Here is a 22,429-nt window from a genome sequence, read left to right on the forward strand (position 1 = left end):
GCCCCCCGGAAGCTCGCCAGCGCTAGTCAGTCGCGAACCAGCAGTCGTTGCCAGTTGCCGTTGTTGCGGCGAACTTCATAGGTCGGCCAGTAGTGCAGGTCCAGCTCGAGGGTGATGATTTCGATCCGGCCATCCCACAAGGCAGTCTTCAGGCGAACGGCATCACCCTGTTGCTTGTCGGATACCACGTCCAGGAAGTCATCGATGCCACTGACGGGCTGGTCGTCGACCGCAACGATCCGACGCCCCGGTCCCAGGCCGTAATGCGAGGCCGGCGAACCGAAATTGTAGAACGCGACCAGCAGGCCCTCGCGTGGAATGCCGCGCTGTACGGCCACGGCGCGATGCGGCTCGTGCAACTGGGCACCGGCCCAGACCAGCAGGCGATCGGTATCGCGACCACTCAAGGCGACCGTTGATATGACCGCCGTCAGGACCTTGCCATCACGCAGTATGGTGAGCTCCACGCTCTGCTTCTGGCTGGCCTCTTCGACCACCCGGAAATCGGTTGCCACCTGTCCCTCTACAGCAAGCACCAGGTCGCCCTGCTCCAGCAGCTGCTCGGCAGGCGAGCCGGCAACCGTTCGATCCACGGCAAGCACCCGGCGCTCTCGTTCGCTCGCGGCCTCGATGCGCTCGGCCCACGCCTGGGGCAATCCCAGCTTGCGCGCACTGGCCAGCGGCATGAAGTAAAGCTCCACTTCCAGCGAACGCAGTTCGGTATCGCGGCCGGCTCTCGCCAGCGGCAGGAGATCCTGGATGTAGATCGATGGAATGCCCGCAAAGGTCTGCGAAATGCCGCGCCCGGACTGGTAGGAAAAACTCGACCACACGCCTAGCACCTTGCCATCCTCGTCGAGCAGCACACCGTCGCCATCCGGTGGCGTTTCAAGGCGCACTACCGACATGTTGGCTTCGCGAAACTGGAAAGAGGAAGACAACGGCAGCTGCAGCGGCGAAATGTCCTGCACCCTGGAACCCTTCATCCGCAGCGCCTGGTTGGGACGGAATCCGATCACGCTGACTTCCTCCCCCGGCTGCGCGGGACGCACGGCGAGCTCGGCCGAGCGTACCCGTGTATCGCCAAGCAGGACGGGGTCGTACTGGATGATCGCGAGATTGTGCAGCGGATGGACATAGATGACATGCCCCTCGAGCTCGACCGAGCCACCGAAGGTCAGTCGTACGTCGCCCATGGAAACGGGCACCGTGTTGCGATCGGCAAGCACCAGGCCACGCTCCGCATCGACCACCAGGCCGGTACCGAAGTAGTTCGGGGTACCCACGCCATTGATCAGGTACGGCATGTCGAATTCGATGAACACGGTCGACCGGGCGATGCGGTTCATGGTGGCGTCACCATAATCCGGGAAGCGCAGGCTGCGAACTTCCTGGTCGACACTGCCGGCCGAACTGCCAGGCGCCAGCGGTTCGCAATCCCACAGGCCGCGCCGGTCGTTACGCCGACAGTCCTGTGCCGGATGCCAGCGCCAGTCCATGGTCATCACGCTCACGACATCGCGGCGCGGTTCCTGGAAATCGTAGTAACGCAGGCGCAGGCGCTCGTCCTGCCCTGTCTGGAGCAAAAGCTTGCGGAAGGCATCGAGATCCTCGACCGGCTCTCCCTGCACCGCCGTGATGACGGCACCGCGCGGAATGCCGGCCCGGTTGAGCACGTAACCGGGGTTGGCCACGTAGACACCGCGCTGCTCGCGATAAAGGCCGCGAGCCTGCTGGTATGACAAGCGGTTGACCACGGCGCCGCCGAATTCGATCAATCGCGCCGGCGTGATGGCATGGAGATCGGTCACCGTCAGTTCCAGCTCCACCGACTTGCCGCCCCGCTCGACCCGCAGGCGCAGCTGCTCGCCAACCGCCTCGTCCAGTCCTGCTTCCAGGGACGGGAAACGGGTGGTCAATGCAGCGCCCAGTTCGACCAGGATGTCGCCCGGCTGCAAGAGGCCATCGGCCGCGCCGCCCGGCAGCACCTGCTCGACCACCAGCATGCCGGTCTCGTCCGGACTCCTGGTACGTACCCGCGCTTCGGTACCCTCCGCCAGGCCGAGACGACGCAACTCGTCGAAGGGCTTGTGAACGAAGGTGGTCTGCAAGGTACCGCGGCTCGGTTCACCGCCCGACTGAATGATGCGCAGTGCGCGTGCCACGCGGTCCAGTGGCAGGTAGTAGCTCGACGCTGCATCGGCCCGTCCGCCGGCATTCAGGGCAACCGCATTGCCATCAATGTCGATCACCGGCGAGCCGGAAGAGCCGCCGGAGGTACCGGAGGCCGCCTGGATGTAGAAAGTATTGAAGTCGTTGTAGTAGCCGCGCCCGTAGTTCGGCGCTTCACGATCAAGACGGGCCAGCGTGCCGGCCAGGATGGAGAGCTGCTCGCCCGCATCGTTGCCGATCACCCGGATCTCGCGTCCGACCGTGGCACGATCAGGACGCAGCCGGATGCTCTGCGGTTCGATGAATTTCAGGTCATCCGGGTCGTACTGGAAAAAGCCGAAGTCATGGACCGGGTCACGGTAGATCGGCTTGAGATCGACGACCTCGTGATTGCGGAAGACAGCCTGTGCCGTTACCGGACCGGACTGCACGATGTGCCGGTTGGTCAGGATGATGCCGCGCTCGGCGTCGACAATGAAACCGGTTCCCTGCGCCGAGGCATTCCATTCCGTATCGAAGGCGCGAACCGAATCGACCTGGATGCTGACGATCGATGGTGCAGTGCGCTCGATGGTGCTCGACCATTCAGCAGCCTGGAGAGGCATCGCAAACGCCAGCAACACGCCTGCGGCAATTGTCGTTCCAAGTTCTTTCATGCCGGCCTGTACTCCTGGCAAATCATTCGCCGTTTCGACCAATGCCCGACGCTTTGGTTCAGAAGGCGTAACCGAAAGCATCCTTGAAGCGCGACGCAAACTCGTCAGCCGAGAAGGCATGGTTCTGCGTGCCATTGTGCGCGATCTTCAAGGAACCCATCAGTGACGCAATGTTGCCGACCGTGGTCCAGTCGAAGTCGTTCATCAGGCCGAACAGCAGGCCGGCACGATAGGCATCGCCACAACCCGTCGGGTCCTTGAGTTCGCTCGGTCTGACCGCAGCGATATCCAGGCGCTTGCCCTCGGTGTAGATGATCGAACCTTCCCCGCCGCGCGTGACAATCAATGCATCGACGCGCTTGGCAATGTCGGCCGGCGACAGGCCGGTGCGATCGGCCAGCATCTGCGACTCGTAGTCATTGACCGCAACATACGTCGCCTGGTCGATGAAGGTCAGCAGGTCGTCGCCGTCGAACATCGGCAGGCCCTGGCCCGGGTCGAAGACGAACGGAATGCCGGCCTCGGCGAACTGCAGCGCATGCTGGACCATGCCATCGCGACCATCGGGCGCGATGATGCCCAGCGACACGCCGGCATCGGTCGGCACGACATTCTCGTGCGAACAGTTCATCGCACCGGGATGGAAGGCCGTGATCTGGTTGTCATCCTTGTCCGTGGTGATGTAGGCCTGTGCGGTGTAGGCGTCATCGATCACCTTCAGATAGCGGTCATCGATGCCATGCTGTTTCAGCCATTCGGCATACGGCTTGAAGTCCTGCCCCACCGTGCCCATGGCATGGCCATCGCCGCCCAGCAGCTTGAGGTTGTAGGCGATGTTGCCGGCACAACCGCCGAAATTCCGGCGCAGCTCCGGCACCAGGAAGGCGACATTGAGCATGTGCACCTTGTCGGGAAGGATGTGATCCTTGAAGTGCCCGTCAAAGAGCATGATGTTGTCATAGGCCATGGAGCCGCAGATCAGTGCCGACATGAAAGCTTTCCTTGTTGATTCGATGAAAACGGAATATCAGTTAAACGCATGAACCGGCGCGTGTCACCCCAGCAGTACCAGCCCCCAGCTGAGCGCGACAATGAGCATTGCAACGAACACCGCGGCCGAGCCGAGGTCCTTGGCACGCCCCGACAGTTCGTGATGCTCGGGACCGATGCGATCGATGGCGGACTCGATGGCCGAGTTCAGCAACTCGACCAGCAACAGAAGCAGCAGGCTGCCGATCAGCAGCACGCGTTCCACCGCGGAATCGCCCAGCCAGAACGCCAGCGGTGTCAAAAAGAAAAGGCCGAGCAGCTCCAGCTGCACGGCCTCTTCGTTCTTCGCTGCCCAGGCAAAAGCCTTGCTCGTCACGCGCATGGCGCGCTTGAGCCTGGCGATGCCTTTCAGGCCATCGGCCATGTCAGGCGGCCGAGTCCCGGTCCGGACTCCAGGTCAGGTCCAGCTGCTTGGCTGCCCTGACATCGTCCAGGCGCCGCACCGGCAAGGTGTACGGTGCACCCTTCAGGGTTTCGGCATCCGTTTCGGCTTCCTTCTGGATCGCGACCATGGCGTCGATGAAACCATCCAGCGATTCGCGCGACTCGGTCTCGGTCGGCTCGATCAGCAGGCACTCCGGCACCAGCAGCGGGAAGTAGGTCGTCGGTGCATGGTAGCCGAGATCCAGCAGGCGCTTGGCGAAGTCCATCGCCGTGACATCCAGCTCCTTGGCCTGCTTCTTCAGCGTCACGATGAATTCGTGCGTGGCACGACGATTCGGGAAGGCCAGGTCGAAACCGGCATCGCTCATCTTCTTCATCATGTAGTTGGCATTCAGCGTGGCGAACTCGGACACGCGCTTCATGCCCTCACGGCCCAGCAGGCGCGCGTAGACATACGCTCGCAGGTTCACGCCCGCATTGCCCATCCATGCACTCAGGCGGCCAATGGACTGCGGCAGGTCCTTCTCGTCCAGCCAGCGGTAACGTGCGCCGCCCTTGCCGTCGTCTTCCTTGCCGACAATCGGAATCGGCATGAACGGCGCAAGGCGCTCGGACACGCCGATGGCACCCGAGCCGGGACCACCACCGCCGTGCGGGGTGGAAAAGGTCTTGTGCAGGTTCATGTGAATGACATCGAAACCCATGTCACCCGGGCGCACCTTGCCGAGAATCGCGTTGAGGTTGGCACCGTCGTAATAAAGCAGTCCGCCGGCGTCATGGACGATCTTGGAGATCTCCTTGATCTTGCGCTCGAACACGCCAAGGGTCGACGGATTGGTCAGCATGATGCCGGCCGTCTTAGGGCCGACCACTTCCTTCAAGGCTTCGACATCGACGTCGCCATTCTTGTCGGTCGGGATTTCGCGCACCTTGCAACCGCACATCACGGCCGTTGCCGGGTTCGTGCCATGCGCTGCATCGGGCACGATGATTTCACGACGTTCGTGATCGCCACGTGCGTCGTGGTAGGCACGAATCATCATCACGCCTGCCAGCTCGCCCTGGGCACCGGCCATCGGGGTCAGCGAAACGCCACCCTTCATGCCGGTCACACCTCGCAGGATTTCCTGCAACTCGTACATGGATTCCATGAAGCCCTGGCCGGTCGAATCCGGCGCCAGCGGATGGCGCGTCAGGAATTCAGGAATCATCGCCAGCGTGTTGCAGGCCCGCGGGTTGTATTTCATGGTGCAGGAACCCAGCGGGTAGAAATGCGTGTCGATGGAGAAATTCTTCTGCGACAGGCGCGTGTAATGACGCACGGTATCCATTTCCGAGCATTCAGGCAGCAGCGGCTTCGACTCGCGGCGGAACTTTGCCGGAATGTCGGAGATGTCGCTCATCTCGGCCGGCGCCTGCGCAAAGGCGCGGCGTCCGGAGCGGGAGTGTTCGAAGATCAGCATTTGTCGAGCGCCTCGAGTGCAGCGTTGTAATCAGGCTCGTCGCCGATGTTCGGCACGAGTTCCGTGTGAACGACCTTGTCGTTCGCATCGATGACGACCACGGCACGAGCCGTGACGCCGGCCAGCGGACCGTCCTGGATGAACAGGCCATAGCCCTTGTCGAAGCCTTCGCGGCCACGCATGGTCGACAGCGAGATGACATTCTCCAGGCCTTCGTCGCCGCAGAAGCGCTTCTGCGCAAACGGCAGGTCGGCAGACACCATCAGCATGACGGTATCGTCATGGGCCTTGGCGTGGTCATTGAACTTCTTGGTGGACAGTGCGCAGGTCGGCGTATCCATGCTCGGGAAGATGTTCAGCAGCTTCTTCTTGCCGGCAAAGTCCCCCAGGCTCTTGTCCTGCAGGTCGCCATCAACCAGCGAGAAATCCGGAGCAGCATCGCCAACCTTCGGCAGGTCACCGCTCAGTGTCACTTCATTGTCACCCAGCATCGTCTTCGCCATGGTCATTCTCCTCAAGCTGCAGAAACGTTTGCGAACACGTCGCGCAATGCGTCGACGTAGCTCTCGATATCTTTCGCAGTGCGCGTCTCGGTCGCACAGACCAGCACGCAGCCTTCCAGTTCCGGGTAGTCCTTCACGAGCGCAAAGCCACCGACAATGCCGCGGTCGGCCAGGCCTTCGAGCACCGGCTGCACGGGTCGATCGAGCTTCAGCACGGCTTCGTGGAAATTCGGCCCTTCGAAATGTACCGACACGCCATCGATGGCGGTCAGCGCCTTCACCAGGTCGCGGGTGTTGGCATGCGAAGCCGCTGCCACGCGCGACAGCCCTTCGGCACCGAGCAAGGACATGTAGATCGTCGATGCCGTGACCAGCAGGCCCTGGTTGGTGCAGATGTTAGAGGTCGCCTTGGAGCGGCGGATGTGCTGCTCGCGCGCCTGCAGGGTCAGGGCAAAACCTTCCTTGCCGTCGAGGTCGACCGTGCGACCAATGATGCGACCCGGCATCTGGCGGGCATGTGCCTTGCGGGCACAGAGAATGCCGTAATACGGACCACCGGAGCTCAACGGCACACCCAGCGGCTGGCCTTCGCCGCAGACGATGTCCACGCCTTCGCCATCACTGCCCCACTCGCCCGGCGGCTTGATGATGGAAAGCGCCATCGGGTTCACGACCGCAATGGTCATGACATTGTTGGCCCGCGCCCAGTCGGTCATCGCATCACCATCTTCCAGGTGACCGAAGAAGTTCGGCTGCGGAATCACCAATGCAGTGATGTCCTCGCCGTCGTACTGCTTCAGCGAATCGAGATCAGTGACACCGGTCTTCGCGTCATAGGGCAGCGAAACGAATTCGATGTCCTGCGTCGTGCAGATGGCCTTGGCCACCTTGCGGTACAAGGGATTGACCGTTGCCGGCAGCAGGATTTTCTTGGACTTCGACTTGCGATTCGCACGAACGGCCATCAGGCTCGCCTCGGCCAGCGAGGTCGCACCGTCGTAAAGCGATGCGTTCGACACTTCCATGCCGGTCAGCGAGGCCATCATGGTCTGGAATTCGTACAGCAGCTGCAGCGTGCCCTGGCTGGCCTCTGCCTGGTAAGGCGTATAGGCCGAATAGAACTCGCCGCGCGTGGTGATTTCCCAGACGGCGGCCGGAATGTGATGCTCGTAGGCGCCGGCACCGATGAAGTTCAGCGCCATGCCGTCCTTCGCGGCGCGCTCGTGCATGATGCGCGAAATTTCCATCTCGCTGGCTGCCTCGGGGACGCCCGGCAGGTCGTCCACGCGCAGCTCGGCGGGAATCTCGTCAAACAGCTTTTCGACGCTGTCGACACCGATGGTCGCGAGCATGTCGCGGATATCTTTTTCCGTATGCGGAATGAAAGGCATTGTGCGTTACCGAATAGAAGTGCGGGTTGAGGGGGAATGGCGCTGGCGCCCGGACCAAGCAGGCAGGCCGCCAGCGCGCTCGATGTTTCAGTCGTCCAGGGTGGCTTCGTAGGCAGCCGCGTCCATCAGGCCGTCGAGGTCGGACGCATCGGCAGGCTTGAGCTTCATGATCCAGCCTTCGCCGTAAGGATCGGTGTTGACGCTTTCCGGCGTGTCCGCCAGGTCATCGTTGCCCGCCAGGATCTCGCCGGCAATCGGCGCATAGACGTCGGAAGCGGCCTTGACCGATTCGACCACGGCCACGGCATCGCCGGCATCCACGGAGTCACCGGCTTCCGGCGCCTCGACGAAAACCAGGTCGCCCAGCGCTGCCTGCGCATGGTCGGTGATGCCGATGGTCACGCTGCCATCGTCTTCCTTGCGAATCCACTCGTGCGACTTGGTGTAAAGCAGTTCACCGGGTACGTTGCTCATGCTGCTGACTCCTGCAAATTTTCCACAAATCCTGTCCGGACGACCGCGGGAGCGAACCGCTGCCGGGGGCCCTGGCAAGGGCCGCGTCCAAAGTTGAATCGTACGTGTCTCGGCGGCCGGATTCGACCCCCGCGACGTCCTGTTCCTGCGCTTACAGCGCCACCTTCACCTCGCCATTGCGGGCAAACGGCGGCTTCACCACCCGTGCGGCCAGCTGCTTGCCGCGAATCTCGACCTGCACCGTCTCGCCGGCGTCCTTCGGAATCCGCGCCAGCGCGATCGAGCGCTGCAGCGTCGGCGAGAAAGTACCCGATGTGACTTCGCCGTCGCCGGCCTCGGTCACGACCTTCTGGTGGCCTCGCAGCACGCCGCGCTCCTCCAGCACCAGGCCGACCAGCTTCTGCGGCACGCCAGCTGACTTCTGGGCCTCCAGCGCCTTGCGGCCGATGAAATCGCGGTCTTCCGGCTCGAGAGCCACGGTCCAGCCCAGCGCAGACACGAGCGGCGTGGTGGATTCATCCATGTCCGAGCCGTAAAGGTTCAGCGCCGCTTCCAGGCGCAGGGTGTCGCGTGCGCCCAGGCCGCAGGGTGCAATACCGGCCCTGGCGAATGCCTGCCATGCCTCGGCAACCTGCTCTGCCGGGATCATGACTTCCCAGCCATCCTCACCGGTGTAGCCGGTGCGAGCCACGAACCATTCATCGCAGGCCACGGCCGAAAACGGCTTCAAGGCCAGCGCCGCCTCGCGGTGCGCGGCCGGCAGCACGGTGGCCGCCTTGTCGCGGGCCTGCGGGCCCTGCACGGCGACCATGGCATAGTCGCTGCGCTCGGTAACCTCGACATCGAACGCCTTGGCCTGCTTCTCGATCCACGCCAGGTCCTTGTCGCGGGTGCTGGCATTGACCACCATCCGGAAGAAATCCTCGGCGAGGAAGTAGACGATAAGATCGTCGATAATACCGCCATCTTCGTTCAACATGCAGGTATAAAGCGCTTTACCTGGCGTCTGCAATTTGGCCACGTCATTCGCCAGCAAATAGCGCAGGAAATCACGCGTGCGTTCACCGGCAAGGTCCACCACCGTCATGTGGGAGACATCGAACATGCCGGCATCCTGGCGCACGGCGTGGTGTTCTTCGATCTGGGAACCGTAATTGACGGGCATGTCCCAGCCACCGAAATCGACCATGCGGGCGCCCATTTCAACGTGCTGCTCATACAAGGGTGTACGGTTTCCCATTCAACGGCTCCAGGTTGCAATCAGACACTTATATATAGGGTTCGCTTGCCAGTCGGAAGGCGATCACCAGGACGGTGAATCCAGCCCCCCGCGCAGAGGCCGGAATAATACCTAATCCGCCTCCCCAAGACCATCAAAGTCGCCGCCCGGCGCAGCCAGCAGCCCGCACCTGCCGGGGCTTGTGCAAGAGTGGGCAAGGATTGTCCAGATAGGCAAAAAAGTGAACCGCGTCACCTTATCCGGGCTACAAACAAACCCTGAAAAACGGTATAAAGTCCCTGAGGGGAAATCCGCAGTGCCACCGCGTATTGCAGGGATAGAGGGGGCAAAATCCGTGTTTAATCGTAAGCGACTCAGGCCATTCCTGAGCCTCGCGACGCTGACCGTCGCTGTTGCATTCCTGCCGGTGCAGGCAGGGACGCCCGTGTCACCGGGCGCCATCCAGGATTCCATCCAGCAGCGTCCACCCGCCCTTCCCCTGCCGCAACCGGTTCCCGAGCCCGAAACCACCGACCCGTCGCTGCCCGCTGCACCGGCCGGCCCGACCGTGCGGGTCGATACCTTCAGCTTCGTCGGCAATACCGTCTTTTCCGATGCCGATCTCGCAGCGCTGCTCGCCAACTACACCGGCCAGCAGCTGTCGCTGACGCAGATCTATGCGGCAGCCGATGGCATTACCCAGCTTTACCGCGATGCCGGCTACGGCCTGGCCTCTGCGGTCATTCCGGCCCAGCGCCTGAACAGCGGCACGGTACGCATCGAGATCATCGAAGGCCGCATTGGCGGCGTCAGCATTGCCGGCAACGAGCGCTACAGCTTCGGCTTCCTGGCGAAACGCTTTGCCAGCCTGCAACCGGGCGACCTGTACCGCAACAAGCGCATGGAAACCGCCGTGCTGCTGCTGAACGACCTGCCGGGCCTGGAGGCCCGCGCCGTGATAAAGCCGGGCACCGAGTACGGCACATCCAACATCGCTTTCCGCGTGGCCGAAGACCGCTTCGAGGGGACGGCCAGTCTCGACAACTACGGTCGCGAGGAACTCGGGCAGATTCGCCTGACCGCCAATGCCTTCATCAACAACCCTGGCGGTTTCGGTGATCGCCTGAACGGCACCGTGCTGGCCTCCGAAGATGGCCTGCTGACCTACGGCAACATCGCCTATGGCTTCCCGGTCACCAACAACGGTGGTCGCCTGCGCTTCACTTATAACCGCGCCGATTACGAAGTCGAGGGTGACGTTTTTGCCGCACTTGGCATCGAGGGCGACAACACGACGACGCGCGTCGACTACATCCAGCCGATCTCGCGCACCCGCACCCGCAACGTGGTGTTCAATGCTGCGGTCTACAGCTTCGAGACCGAATCCTTCATTGCCGACGCGCTGCTGCCGAACAACGCCACCGAACTGACGCTGCTGGAACTCGGCATTTTCACCAGCGGCCTGACCACCTCGCGCATTGGCTGGACCTTCTCCGCCCTGGTCTCCGGTAACGGCAAGGCCAATGAAAGCACCGTGACCGACATCCAGTCGGATGCGCAGCAGGCCAAGCTGCGCCTCGACGGCAGTCTCAGCCTGCCCTTCGGCAGCAACTGGCTGTTTTACAGCCGCGCCACGGTCGTGCACTCCTCCGACCCGCTGGTGGATTCGCAGAAATTTTCCCTCGGTGGCCCGTTCTCGGTGCGTGGCTACTTCCCCTCGGAATTGCGCGGTGACCAGGGCGCCTACCTGGGCCTGGAACTGCGCCGTTATTTCCGTGCCGGCAAGTTCCCCATCGCCGCGACCGTGTTCGTCGACGGCGGCACGGCCAAGCGCGAACTGCTGCCGGGCGAGGACCCGAGCACCGATGTCGAGGGTGAACTCGGCAGTGCCGGTGCCGGCCTGATTTTTGGCGGTGAAACCGATCGTTTCACCGGCAGCGTGGTGTATGCCGCGCCGATCGACAATCACACATCGCTTAACGAAGACGATGATGGCCATGTCTGGGCGAACGTGATGGTGAGGTTCTGATGAGTGATGACGACATGAACAAGAAGCCTGCAAAGCGGATCGACCTCGGTCGGACAATCAGCAGCCTGCTGCGCAAACCGGCCTCGGTCGCGCTGCTCGGCATTCCCGGCATTGCACTCGCCGGCCCCGAGGGCGGCGAAGTCGTTCACGGCAACGCCTTCATCACCAACCCGAACACCACCACCACGCACATCGACCAGCTGACCGACCGCGCCATCATCAACTGGGACAGCTTCAACGTCGGTGCCGACGAATACGTCATCTTCGACCAGCTGAGCGCGAGCTCCATCGTCCTGAACCGCGTGCTGGGCGGCGACGCCAGCTACATCCTTGGCCAGATCCAGGCCAACGGCCAGGTTTTCCTGGTCAATCCGCAGGGCGTGTTCTTTGCGGAAGGTGCGTCCATCGACGTGCAGGGCCTGCTGGCCACCACGCTGGACATCAGTGACCAGGACTTCATCGCGGGTGACTACAGCTTCAACCGCGTGCTGGCCGACACCAGCACCGGACAGGTGATCAATGACGGCACCATCACCGCGGGCAACGGCGGCTACGTGCTGCTGGCCGGCGACTTCACCGAGAACAACGGCGTCGTCACCGCCATGGCCGGTACCGTCGGCCTGGTATCCGGCAACGACCTTACCGTCGACCTCGAGGGCGATGGCCTGGTGAACTTCTCCGTCAGCGAATCGACGCTGGCCGATGCCTCCGGCGTGCGCAATGCCGGTTCGCTGCTGGCTGATGGCGGCATGGTGGTGATGACCGCACGCGTGGCGAACGACCTTGTCGCCACCGCCGTGAACAACGAAGGCCTGGTGCGCGCCAATGCCATCGAGAATGTCGGTGGCGAAATCTGGCTGGTCGGCCATGGTGGCGATGTCGAGAACGCCGGCACGCTGGATGCCTCCGGCGTGGACGGTGACGGCGGCCAGATGATGGTTCGCAGCAACCAGGACGTGATCCTGGCCGATGGCGGCGTGCAGACCGTCGATGGTGATGCCGGTTTCGATGCCGGCGATGCGCGCTTCATCGCCGAAGAACAGCTCGACCAGCTGGCCGGCAACACCATTTCCGCGCAGGGCGCGACCGGCGGCACCATCGAAGTGTCGGGCTACGGCGGTGTGGCGCTGGCCGGCATGCAGCACATCGCCGCGGGCGGCGCGCTGATCATGGACCCGCAGCACATTGCGATGGGTACCGGTGCAGCGGCGCCTGCCTACACGGCGTCAAGCTACACCTGGAACTTCACGCCACTGTTCTACCAGAATTCCGAAGACGTCACGCGGGTCACGACCGGCTGGATCACCGGCCAGTTGAATCTCGGCGTGGACGTCACCCTGGTCGCCTCGGAAACCATCACCTGGGACAACGCCATCGGCGGCGTCACGCTGGGCGCAACCGGCTCGGGTGACCTGTCGCTGTACATTGGCGATGTCGCGACTGGCGGCACGACCAGCTTCGGCCTGGGCCTGGCGGGTGGCGTGTTCGGCGGCTCGGGCGTGACGGTCAATCCGTCCAGCGATCCCGATGCCTCGCACCAGATCTCGCTCTCAAATGGCCTGAATGACATCAACGTCGCGGGCAATTTCACCGCCAGCATTGTCGGCGGCGGCACGGACGCCGCGATCAGCCTGCCGGGCATCGGCACCAGCGCGGCGCGCGCCGCGAGCGTGACCATCAATGCCGGCAGCGGCAGCGTGGTATTCGGCTCGCTGGATTCGATCAATGTCGATACGACCGTCGACATCACCGGTGGCAACATCCAGAACGCCTATGTCTACACGGCGCTGACCGGCGTGACCTACAACGGCGACATCGTCGGCACGAATTTCTATGCCGGCACCAGCGGCGCGATCACCAATGTCCGCGGCCTGACCGTCAACGGCAACGTCAATGTCAGCAATGCCGTCTGGTTGAACGTCGGCAGCGGCGCGATCAACATCAATGGCTCGGTCAATGCGACCATCGGCAACATGAGCATCACTGCCGATGGCAGCAGCTCCGGCCCGGGCACCATCGACATCACCGGCCTTGTATCGGGCGGCGGCAACATCATCATCACGGCCAGCGGCCCCGGCGCGACCGGCACGGGTGGATCGATCAACGTCCTCGACGTCACGGCCGGTGGCAACCTGACCGTCTCGGCCACGGCCGGCATCGGCGGTGGCGGCATCATCACCGCAGGTCCGCTGAATGCCAGCGGCGTGAGCGTCACCGGCAGTTCCATCACCGGCACCAGCTTCATCGTCGGCAACAACAGCCCGGCCGGCCTCACCGCCATCAACGCGCCGATCAACGTGGCGGGCAGCGTATCCATTGCCGGCAGCGCCGGTGGCAACGTCGCCTTCGGTGCCGGCGCCACCATCGATGCGGGCAGCAACGTCACCATCGGTGGCCAGTTCATACAGGGTGTGAACATCAACACTGCCAACCTCGTCACCATCAATGGCGACCTGACCGGCGTCAACGCCGACATCGGCAGCAGTGTCACCAGCAGCAACGTCCAGGACGTGGCAATCAACGGCAACGTGCAGCTCAGCGGTACGGCGAACATCCATGTCGCGCCAGCCGGCAGCATCGTCATCACCGGCACCAACAACAGTGCCTCCGCCGGCCTGGTGCTGGCGGCCGGTATCAACCAGACATCGCCAACCGGCCTGGTGTCGTTTGGCGGCGGCTTCTTCTCCAGCGGCCTGATCCTGCATGCCGGCCAGGTGAACGTGAACGGCGTGGTCCGGACACCCGGCACCATCACGATCACCGGCAATGGCACGATCGGCGGCAGCCTGGTGCAGTTCGGCACGTCGGCCTCGCGGGTCAACGCGTTCAATTACAACGGCAACATCAATGCCTCCGGGGCCGTCACCATCTACACGGGCGGCTTTGGCAATGGCATCAACGTCACCGGCAGTGTTGCCGGACAGAGCATCCTGCTGGATGCACAAGCCAATGGCAGCGGTGGCGGCGACATCACGGTGGGTGGCGCAATCAGCGCCAGCGGTGGTCCGGTCACCATTTCCGCCGAGCACATCACCGGTACTGCCGACGCGGGCGGTAACGTCACCGTCGGTGGCGGCATCAACGCACTGGGCGCGATCAACGTTTCCGCCACGGACCTCGCCGGCTTCAACCCGAGCACCGCGGACATCGAAATCGGCGGCACCATCATCGGCTCGTCGGTGACCATCACCACCAATGCCGTCAGCTCGCTGGGCGGTCGCATCGACCTCGGCGTCGGCACCCCGGAAGCCAGCTTCCTCGCCGCCAACATCAGCGCCGCGACCGGTGACGTGACACTGACGGCAGTCAACGGTGCGGGCGTGATCAATGCCGGCAACATCACCGCCAACAACGGCGCGGTCGTCATCAGCAACAACACCGGCCAGGGCCATGTACACCTCGGCAACTACACCGGCAGCGTGCTGACCGGACCGGCCACGGTGACGGCCAGCACTGGCGTGACCATCGGCATTTCCGGCAGCGATGCCCTGCTCGATGCGGGCAACATCAATACCGGTGGCGTGGCGAACATCAGTGTCACTGCCACCGGCAACAACGCTGCCGGCAACATGACGCTGGGCTCCGTCAATGGCGGAGACATCGTGCTGCAGGCCAGCAATACCTTCGCGGGTGGCGAAGGTGTAATCACGCTGCTGGGCAACGTCAATGCCTCATCCGGCTCGTTCCTTGCCAATGCCGGCGGCGCCTCCACCGGCTCGATCAACATCAACGGCAACATCACCGCGCTGGGCGACGTGAACTTCGGCGCCAGCCCGGCCCGCCTGTTCTTCGGTGGTGGCAGCTACACCATCACGGCCACGACGGGCGACATCATTGCCAATGCCAACATCTTCAACACGGCCGGCAATCTCGTCGACTACGTGGCGGGCAACAACGTCACCCTGAGCGGCTTCGAGATCTTCACCGGCAACATCACGGCCGGCAACTCGGTCAACATCAACGGCAGTGGCGCAACCAACCAGTCATTCGGTGACATCACGGCAAACCACATCAATGCCGCCTTCGCGCCCTCGGGTGCCGGCAGCATCAATGTCACGATGGGCAACCTGACCGCCAACGGCACCGCCCCGGCCAACCGCGATGTAGTGATCAATGTGAACGGTTTCGGCGGCAGCTCGCTGGCCAACGTGAACATCGGCAACGTCTCTGCCGTCAATGGCGACGTCTCGCTGCAGGTCTTCAGCGGGGGTGGCTCGGGTACGACCGCACCGCTCACCGTCGGCAACATCAGCGCCGGACGCTTTGCAGCGGTGTACACGCCGGGCAATCTCGTGACCGGCGCCATCACCGTGGACAATGCCAGCAGCACCGGCCTCGTGACGCTGGCAACCAATGGTGGCGGTGGCGGCAACATCACGGTCGACGGCAACATTTCCGTGACCGGCCGTGGCGGAGGCACGACCATCGTCGGCGCAGCGCTCGAGTTCCAGACCATCTTCTCGAACTCGGATGCCATCACGGTCAACGGTGATGTCAGCCTGAATGGCATCGCCGGCAATGTGACGGGTGCAACCAACAGCATCGAGGGCGGCACGGAATCCTACACCGGCAACCTGGGCGCCGCGCGGCTGCGCGCCGAAACCCAGAACGGCACGATCACGATGGGCAACATCACGGTCAATGCCGCCGGCTTCGGAGACGTCCAGCTGAATGCCGCCGGGCTGACGGTCGGCGATGTCACCGCCAATGTCGCAGCCGCATCCTTCGTGAGGACGTCGACCGTCATCACCTCGAGCTACTCCAGTGCGGCCACCGAGACCGTTACCTCCGGCGGCGCGTTCCGCCTGCAGGCCAACGACCTCGGCCTTGCCCCCGGATCCCTGGCAATGGGCAACCTGTCCATCGTTGCACCCCAGGTGCAGATCGAGTTGTTCGACTTCGCCAGCGTCACTGGCGGCAATGTCGATGTCGAAGCCTTTGCAGATGTCGGAACAGTGACCGCGACCGGCTCCGATTTCATCGCGGGCAGCGCTTTCGGCTATAACGACACCCGCAATGGTGGCGGTGCGCGCATGGCCGTCGGCGATGCCTCCGGCAATGGCACGATCAATTTCGGCAGCATCTCGATTACCGGCCAGGCTTTTGCCAATCTCCAGTTCCTGGCCGACAACATCACGGTGCAGGACATCAACAACACCGCTACGGGCGGCACCTTCACGCGCAGCGGCACGGGCAACCCCTATGCATCTGACGGACCGTTCAATCCGAACAACGGCGAAGTCGATGGCGGACCGTCGATCACCTCCGGCACCCTCAATGGCGGCGTCGCCGAAGTGCGGATGGTGAATTTCAACGGCTCCCTGGGCATCGACACGGACGCCAGCAACATCGATCTCGGCAATGTCTCCGTGTCCGCCCTTGGCTCGGCTCGCGTCGAACTGTTCGGCACGACCATCAACACGCTCAACATGAACGTGTCCGCGACGGCCGGCATGCGCAGCGGTGATATCGATCGCAGCTCCATCGATTCATTGAGCAACACCATCAACACCACTGGCACGGTGACAGGCAGCTATGGCGAGGCCAATGTCGCCATCCGCGCACTGACAACCCCGGGCGCCGTCAGCATCGGGGACCTCACGCTCACCGGGCCGATTACCGGCGGCAACATTTCGGGAACATCGCTGACGGTTGGCAATATCGGCATCGCCGCCTCCGGCGTCGACATTGCCGTGACCGAAGTCATGAACAACGTGACACTGGGCACCTCGTCCACCTTCAGCCTGGTCGGTCCCGGCCTCATCGCCGGCATGGGCTTCTCGGCTTCGAATGCCCTGGTCGTCGGTGACGTGAACATCAGCGGCATTGGTGGTGCCGGCGCCATGCTCACCGGCAACACCGTCCAGACGGGCTCGATCAACATCGACGTCGCGAACGGCAGCTACGATGTGCAGAGTGCGGCCTTCTTTGGCGGCTCGCCAAGCAGCTTCGTGGTCGGCAATGCCCTGCTCGGCATCGATGCCGCTGCCGGTCCCGCCACGGTGAACGGCAGTATCACCATCAATGCCGCGGGCGGCGCACATGTCGGTGGCAGCTTCGATGTCAGCGGCGACGTGGCCATCACGGCGGGTGGCAGCTATACCCTGGTCATCCCGGAGTCCATGCAGTTCCTCAACTCGGTCCGCGGCGACGGATCGCCGCTGGTCCTGCCGAGCCCGCTGTACATGGCAGCCAACAACATCCAGATCACGGCCGGCACCGGCCTGGGGCTGAACAACGCCACCCTGCTGGCCGCCGGCAACATGAACATCGCGGCCGGCAATCGCCTGGCCATCAACGGTGTGGACTTCCAGGCCGGCGGGTCGATGACCCTGGACGCCGGTGGCGCCGTGAACGGTGCCACCACGCCGGGCTCGCTGGTTGCCGATGCACTCGCGATCACGGCCGGTGGCAACATCAACCTGCCAGGCTTCGCGATAACCGTGGGCTCCGGCGCCATTGCGGGCGAATCGGGTGATGCATTGCTGGTCAGCCTGCTGGCAGGCGATGCCCTGGCCCCGACCTCGACCACACCCAATGCCTACTTCTCGGGCAACAACGTGATTCTCGGGGACCTAGTCCTGAGCGGCAGCTACCTACTGATCAAGAGCAACACCCTGTCGCTGGCCAGCTTTAGCGGTTCCGATCCGGATACCCTGGTGCAGCTCACCAGCCGCAGCACGGCCTCCAGCATTGGCCTGGAAAACACGGCCGCGGCGACCAGCACGGTGAACTACTCCAATGCGGACCACCTCAGCCTGTTTGCCGGGCTGACCGTGGCGCTGGGCAGCACCAATAACACCGGCGACATCCTGGCCGGCCAGAACGGCACCATCGACGTGGGCAGCACGAATGTCTTCCTGCTGACCAACGGCACGGTGACCGGGCTCGACAAGATCATCACGACCGGCATCGTCAAGGACCTGCAGACCCTGCTCAGCGGCGGCTTCGAAACGCCACAGACCGACGAAATCGATGTCAGCCAGAACACCGCAGGCGAACTCGCGGACCTCTATGGCACGGACAGCTCGGAAGGCGAGGAAGAAGGTGACGAGGAAGGCGAAGACACGGATGACGAAACCGGTATCGAGGAAGAGGACGACTCCCTGATTCGCCAGGACACCATGGATGAGGAGCTGACCTGCTCATGAAAACGATGAAACCACTGCTCGTCCTGTCCCTTGCCCTGCTGCTGTCCCTGCCAGGCAGCCTGCTGGCCGCCGAAACCGCCGGCCGCATCACCTTGCTGACCGGGCGCGCCACGGCCGCCGACATGGACGGCAACATTCGCGGCCTGGCCAAGAACGGCAATGTCTATGCCGGCGAGGTCATCAACACCGGTCCGAATTCCTACCTCAACGTGAAATTCACGGATGGTGGCCGCATCCTGCTGCGCCCGAACACGCGCTTCCAGATCGAGGCCTACAAGACCACCCCGGCAGTCGTTGACCCGGCCGAGCGTGCCAATGCGCGCAGCGGTCGCAGCGGCCAGGCCGTGGAGAGCGAGGAGGAGAGCAATGCCGTGTTCCGCCTGCTGAAAGGCGGCTTCCGCGCCATCACCGGCCTGATCGGTCGCGAGAACAAGGACCGCTACAAGGTTCGCACCCCGGTGGCGACCATCGGTATCCGTGGCACCGATTTCGAAGTGCGCCTCTGCGCCGGCGACTGCGTGGACGTCACCCCGCCACCCGCCGATGGCCTGTACGCCGGTGTATTCGATGGCGGCATCGTGACGGTCAATGGCGCGGGCTCGGTCGACACCGACGCTGGCCAGTACAGCTTCACCCCGAATGCCAGCAGTCCTGGCCAGCGCCTGCCAAGGCGACCGCGGGTACTGGCCCAGGACCCGATGCCGGATCCGGAGAACTGCGGCGAGTGATTTTCCACGCCGGCCTTCAGGCCCGGCGGGCAGCAACGGCGGCGGCGCATTTACCTGGCGGCCGCCGTTTTGCCGTGATGCTGACATGAAAAGGCAACAAGGACTGCAATGAGCGACAGACTCCCCGTCCCGCCCGGCTACACCGACCTGGTGCCGCTGGAGAAGGAACAGCTGCAAGGCAAGGCAAGGCCCGCCAGCGGGCTGGCCGCGTTTGCCCGCGAGCTGAACTCGATATTCATTACCGCGCCGGAATTTTTCCAGGCGGCGAAGCACTACCCGGTCGCCTTCGGCAAGGACCAGCGCAGCGGCAGCTACCTGCCGCTGGCCATCGTCGGCCTGAACGAGGCCGACAACCTGTTTGTCGATGACAACGGCGACTGGGAAGTCGGCAATTACATTCCCGCCTGGGTACGGCGCTGGCCGTTCTTCGCCGTGCAAGTGAGCAATGAACCGGCCAGCGAGCCGCAGTCATTGATTGCCGTCGACCCCTCGGGCCTGGTGGATGCCGACAAGCCCTACATGGACGCACAGGAAAAGCCATCGGCCGAGTGGGAACAGATCCAGAAGCTGATCCAGGATTTCGAAGGCGCGCGCGAACAGACCGTGCTGCTGTGCAAGCAGCTGCAGGAACTCGACCTGCTGGAACCCTTCACGGCCCGCGCCATGCGACGCGAGGGTGGCGACCTGCAGCTCGGCGGCATGTATCGTGTCAGCGAGGAAAAGCTGAACGCCCTGCCTGACAAGACCATCAAGCAGATGATGAAGAAGGGCCGGCTGTCGCGGATTTACGCGCACATGATGTCGCTGGACAATTTCCAGCGGCTGCTGGATATCGCGTCGGCCAAGGGGCGACCCGGCAACACCGAAACACCGACCACCCAGAACTGAACAACGACTGAATTCAAGCGAATAACGCGGAGACACATCGATGGGCGTAGAGATCAAGATTTCGGACAAGGAAATCCCGGTATCGCCAGTATTCGTCGATTTCCTGGTGCACATTGTCGAGAACAAGCCGTTCGGCAAGGCGCAGTGGCATGACCAGCTGTCCGAGGAGCTGAGCCAGGAGCACAAGTCCATCCTTGAAAAGGCCGCCGAGAATGCCGAGAAGGTGATGAAGACCGAAGTCGGCCAGCAGTGCATCGGCCGTTCCTACCAGATCTTTCTCGCCCTGCTGGCCGGCCAGACGCCGATCATCAAGGAAATCCAGTCGCGCTTCCATTTCATCAATGTCATCGGCGTGCCGCGCAACGGCGGTTCCTACCTGACCAAGGAGCTGTACCGCGGCCTGGGCTACGACCCGGAGAAAGTACCGAACGTGATCGCCCATGACGGCTTCCCGGAGGCCGGTCCCTTCCGTTTCCAGCCGGGCGCGAATTCCTGGACCATGAGCCTCGCGACCATGGCCGAGTTCCTCACCATGGTCGAAATCTACTTCGGCCAGGCCAAGACCCACATGGGCAAGATCGTCGTACCGAAAAAGCTCCTGAAGGGTTCCTATGCCGGCGGCTTTTTCCAGGAAGTGCTCGGCTCTGCCGTCGATCACCTCTTTACCGTGCGCCACCCGGTCACCTCGGCCATCTCGACCTACGAGAAGTCCGGCGGCCTGCCGGAGAACGGCAAGTTCGCGGTGCGCGGCAACATCGAGGAATGGGTGCGTCGCGACCTGACCTACACCGGTGTCGGCCAGCAGGAAATCTTCCAGATGGATTACTTCGACGCCTATCTCCGCTACTGGGAGCAGTACCACTACTACGTCGCAACCACCGGCCTGTCGGCCAACAAGAACATCGACATCGTGGCCTACGGCAAGGAACGCATGGAAGCCGTGTCCCAGCGCTGGCACACGCGCTTCGAATCCGGCCAGGCCCCAAGCGAGTTCAAGGTCTTCGACAAGCGGGACCGCCACCCGGAATGGATCAAGCAGGCCGAGCCCGTCATCAAGCGCGTCAATGATGTCTGGGAGCGTGTCGGTCTCGACTTCCCGATGGATGAAGTGATGGAGTGCTGGTAAGTTGCCTTCCGAATGGCCATTGATAACGCTGGTTTCGGATGCATTCCCACCGCTGCCAGATGAAGATGAAATCGTCAATCCCGGTCTTTTCGGCAAGCGACTTGCCGACATGCTTGCAAGCGAGTTGGTGAAACGCGAGTACGTTGTCGAAAACGTCTTCCCGGAAGACTGGGGTTGGTGCCTTGAGTTGAAGAACGATCGCTACCGACTTTATGTCGGATGCGGAAATTTTGACGAAAAAAACTCCGAGAACAGGTTTCGCGTTTTCACGATCCCGGAAAAGCCTCTCATTTGGCGATGGTTCCGCAAGATCGACACACGTCCGGTTATTCAGCCACTCAGAAGTGCATTGAAGGACATCCTCGAATCTCATCCTGAAATCCGCGACGTCGGCGAATTGACGACCTGAGCATCACCCATAGCAAAAGCATTCCGCCCGCTGCTACGCAGCTGAGGCGGGTTACTTTTGCTGCGCCAAAAGTAACCAAAAGCGCTTTGCGCTCCAATCCCGCCGCGGCGCTTTGCGCCGTACCCTGCGCTTCTCGGCCCTGACGGGCACGCTCGACAACTCGGCCTTCGGCCTCAAACAGTCTCGCTCTGCGACCCGCCATGCCCTGCGATGCTCGGCGGCTACAGTCGCGCGAAAGGCAATAGCAACCCACGATCCATCTCACTGCGACGCGGGAATACTGTTTACGCCAACTAGGCTAAGGACGCCACCTCTCCAACCCCGTTGGAGGCCGCCGAGGAACGCAGGCGAGGGAGGGAGAAAGCGCGGACGTGCCTGAGCGAGCTTGCGAGCGAGTTGTCCGCGCGCCGACCGAGACGAGTACCGCAGGCACAAAAGAGATGAAGAAGTGGCCGACCGGGTGGCCTTTCTTTTGGTTCCTTTTCTTTGGCCACGCAAAGAAAAGGAACATGCCTCGCGCCGCAGGCGCAGGTATCAAGCCCTTCGCAATGCTGCAAAGCGGTAGGCAAAACGCTCTGGAAGCCGACCAGGGTCACCCGTTTGACTCCCTCCCCACCCCCGGACAAGATAGTGAACTTCGCCACTTTCGATCTCGGAGACACCCATGATTCGCAAGCTGCTCGCCGTATCCCTCATGACCCTGTTGCTGGCCGCCTGTGGTGGCGAGCAGGCCGAATCCACTGCGCCCAAGGTTGATCCCGCTGCCTCTGCGACCAGCCAGCTGCA

The 22,429-nt window shown here is 62.9% G+C and carries 14 protein-coding genes; 6 read left to right on the forward strand and 8 right to left on the reverse strand.

Going from position 1 to position 22,429, the window contains the following annotated elements:
* Positions 1-26: 26 nt before the first annotated feature.
* The 8 genes from R3217_06215 to gcvT form a co-directional block, all read right to left on the reverse strand.
* Positions 27-2,828, reverse strand: a complete 2,802-nt coding sequence (locus R3217_06215) for a trypsin-like peptidase domain-containing protein (GenBank protein ID MDX1455030.1) — start codon at positions 2,826-2,828, stop codon at positions 27-29.
* Between the two features lie 58 nt (positions 2,829-2,886).
* A complete protein-coding gene (locus R3217_06220; protein ID MDX1455031.1) occupies positions 2,887-3,819 on the reverse strand; it encodes a carbohydrate kinase family protein in 933 nt (310 codons plus the stop codon).
* A gap of 63 nt (positions 3,820-3,882) precedes the next feature.
* Complete coding sequence (locus R3217_06225; protein ID MDX1455032.1) at positions 3,883-4,242, reverse strand: diacylglycerol kinase; 360 nt, start codon at positions 4,240-4,242, stop codon at positions 3,883-3,885.
* 1 nt (position 4,243) lies between these two features.
* Complete coding sequence (gene gcvPB / locus R3217_06230; protein ID MDX1455033.1) at positions 4,244-5,725, reverse strand: aminomethyl-transferring glycine dehydrogenase subunit GcvPB; 1,482 nt, start codon at positions 5,723-5,725, stop codon at positions 4,244-4,246.
* Complete coding sequence (tpx, locus tag R3217_06235) at positions 5,719-6,228, reverse strand: thiol peroxidase (GenBank protein ID MDX1455034.1); 510 nt, start codon at positions 6,226-6,228, stop codon at positions 5,719-5,721. The genes gcvPB and tpx overlap by 7 nt, the downstream gene beginning before the upstream one ends.
* An 11-nt stretch (positions 6,229-6,239) precedes the next feature.
* A complete protein-coding gene (gcvPA, locus tag R3217_06240; protein MDX1455035.1) occupies positions 6,240-7,619 on the reverse strand; it encodes an aminomethyl-transferring glycine dehydrogenase subunit GcvPA in 1,380 nt (459 codons plus the stop codon).
* Between the two features lie 87 nt (positions 7,620-7,706).
* Positions 7,707-8,093 (reverse strand): glycine cleavage system protein GcvH, encoded by a 387-nt coding sequence (gene gcvH / locus R3217_06245; GenBank protein MDX1455036.1) that lies wholly within the window; start codon positions 8,091-8,093, stop codon positions 7,707-7,709.
* 151 nt (positions 8,094-8,244) lie between these two features.
* Positions 8,245-9,333, reverse strand: a complete 1,089-nt coding sequence (gcvT, locus tag R3217_06250) for a glycine cleavage system aminomethyltransferase GcvT (protein MDX1455037.1) — start codon at positions 9,331-9,333, stop codon at positions 8,245-8,247.
* Positions 9,334-9,667: 334 nt separating this feature from the next.
* On the opposite strand from gcvT, the gene R3217_06255 reads away from it, so the two are divergent.
* From R3217_06255 to R3217_06280, 6 genes are all read left to right on the forward strand, one after another.
* A complete protein-coding gene (locus R3217_06255; GenBank protein MDX1455038.1) occupies positions 9,668-11,341 on the forward strand; it encodes a ShlB/FhaC/HecB family hemolysin secretion/activation protein in 1,674 nt (557 codons plus the stop codon).
* Complete coding sequence (locus R3217_06260; protein MDX1455039.1) at positions 11,341-18,492, forward strand: filamentous hemagglutinin N-terminal domain-containing protein; 7,152 nt, start codon at positions 11,341-11,343, stop codon at positions 18,490-18,492. Before R3217_06255 ends, R3217_06260 begins: the two co-directional genes overlap by 1 nt.
* Positions 18,489-19,220 (forward strand): FecR family protein, encoded by a 732-nt coding sequence (locus R3217_06265; GenBank protein MDX1455040.1) that lies wholly within the window; start codon positions 18,489-18,491, stop codon positions 19,218-19,220. Before R3217_06260 ends, R3217_06265 begins: the two co-directional genes overlap by 4 nt.
* 108 nt (positions 19,221-19,328) lie before the next feature.
* The gene (locus R3217_06270; GenBank protein MDX1455041.1) at positions 19,329-20,108 is read left to right on the forward strand and encodes a SapC family protein; all 780 of its coding nucleotides are present in this window, start codon (positions 19,329-19,331) and stop codon (positions 20,106-20,108) included.
* Between the two features lie 40 nt (positions 20,109-20,148).
* The gene (locus R3217_06275) at positions 20,149-21,234 is read left to right on the forward strand and encodes a hypothetical protein (protein ID MDX1455042.1); all 1,086 of its coding nucleotides are present in this window, start codon (positions 20,149-20,151) and stop codon (positions 21,232-21,234) included.
* A gap of 19 nt (positions 21,235-21,253) precedes the next feature.
* The gene (locus R3217_06280; GenBank protein ID MDX1455043.1) at positions 21,254-21,643 is read left to right on the forward strand and encodes a hypothetical protein; all 390 of its coding nucleotides are present in this window, start codon (positions 21,254-21,256) and stop codon (positions 21,641-21,643) included.
* The last annotated feature ends 786 nt before the right edge of the window (positions 21,644-22,429 follow it).

Source organism: Gammaproteobacteria bacterium, from assembly GCA_033720895.1.
GTDB lineage: Bacteria > Pseudomonadota > Gammaproteobacteria > Natronospirales > JAJUFS01 > JAWWBS01.

What these genes read in the sequence shown, in the direction of transcription:
- R3217_06275 (MDX1455042.1), top strand. Translation starts at nt 20,149, where the DNA reads ATGGGCGTAGAGATCAAGATTTCGGACAAGGAAATCCCGGTATCGCCA.
- tpx (MDX1455034.1), bottom strand. Translation starts at nt 6,228, where the DNA reads ATGGCGAAGACGATGCTGGGTGACAATGAAGTGACACTGAGCGGTGAC.
- R3217_06270 (MDX1455041.1), top strand. Translation starts at nt 19,329, where the DNA reads ATGAGCGACAGACTCCCCGTCCCGCCCGGCTACACCGACCTGGTGCCG.
- gcvT (MDX1455037.1), bottom strand. Translation starts at nt 9,333, where the DNA reads ATGGGAAACCGTACACCCTTGTATGAGCAGCACGTTGAAATGGGCGCC.
- gcvPB (MDX1455033.1), bottom strand. Translation starts at nt 5,725, where the DNA reads ATGCTGATCTTCGAACACTCCCGCTCCGGACGCCGCGCCTTTGCGCAG.
- R3217_06265 (MDX1455040.1), top strand. Translation starts at nt 18,489, where the DNA reads ATGAAAACGATGAAACCACTGCTCGTCCTGTCCCTTGCCCTGCTGCTG.
- R3217_06225 (MDX1455032.1), bottom strand. Translation starts at nt 4,242, where the DNA reads ATGGCCGATGGCCTGAAAGGCATCGCCAGGCTCAAGCGCGCCATGCGC.
- R3217_06260 (MDX1455039.1), top strand. Translation starts at nt 11,341, where the DNA reads ATGAGTGATGACGACATGAACAAGAAGCCTGCAAAGCGGATCGACCTC.
- R3217_06215 (MDX1455030.1), bottom strand. Translation starts at nt 2,828, where the DNA reads ATGAAAGAACTTGGAACGACAATTGCCGCAGGCGTGTTGCTGGCGTTT.
- gcvPA (MDX1455035.1), bottom strand. Translation starts at nt 7,619, where the DNA reads ATGCCTTTCATTCCGCATACGGAAAAAGATATCCGCGACATGCTCGCG.
- R3217_06220 (MDX1455031.1), bottom strand. Translation starts at nt 3,819, where the DNA reads ATGTCGGCACTGATCTGCGGCTCCATGGCCTATGACAACATCATGCTC.
- gcvH (MDX1455036.1), bottom strand. Translation starts at nt 8,093, where the DNA reads ATGAGCAACGTACCCGGTGAACTGCTTTACACCAAGTCGCACGAGTGG.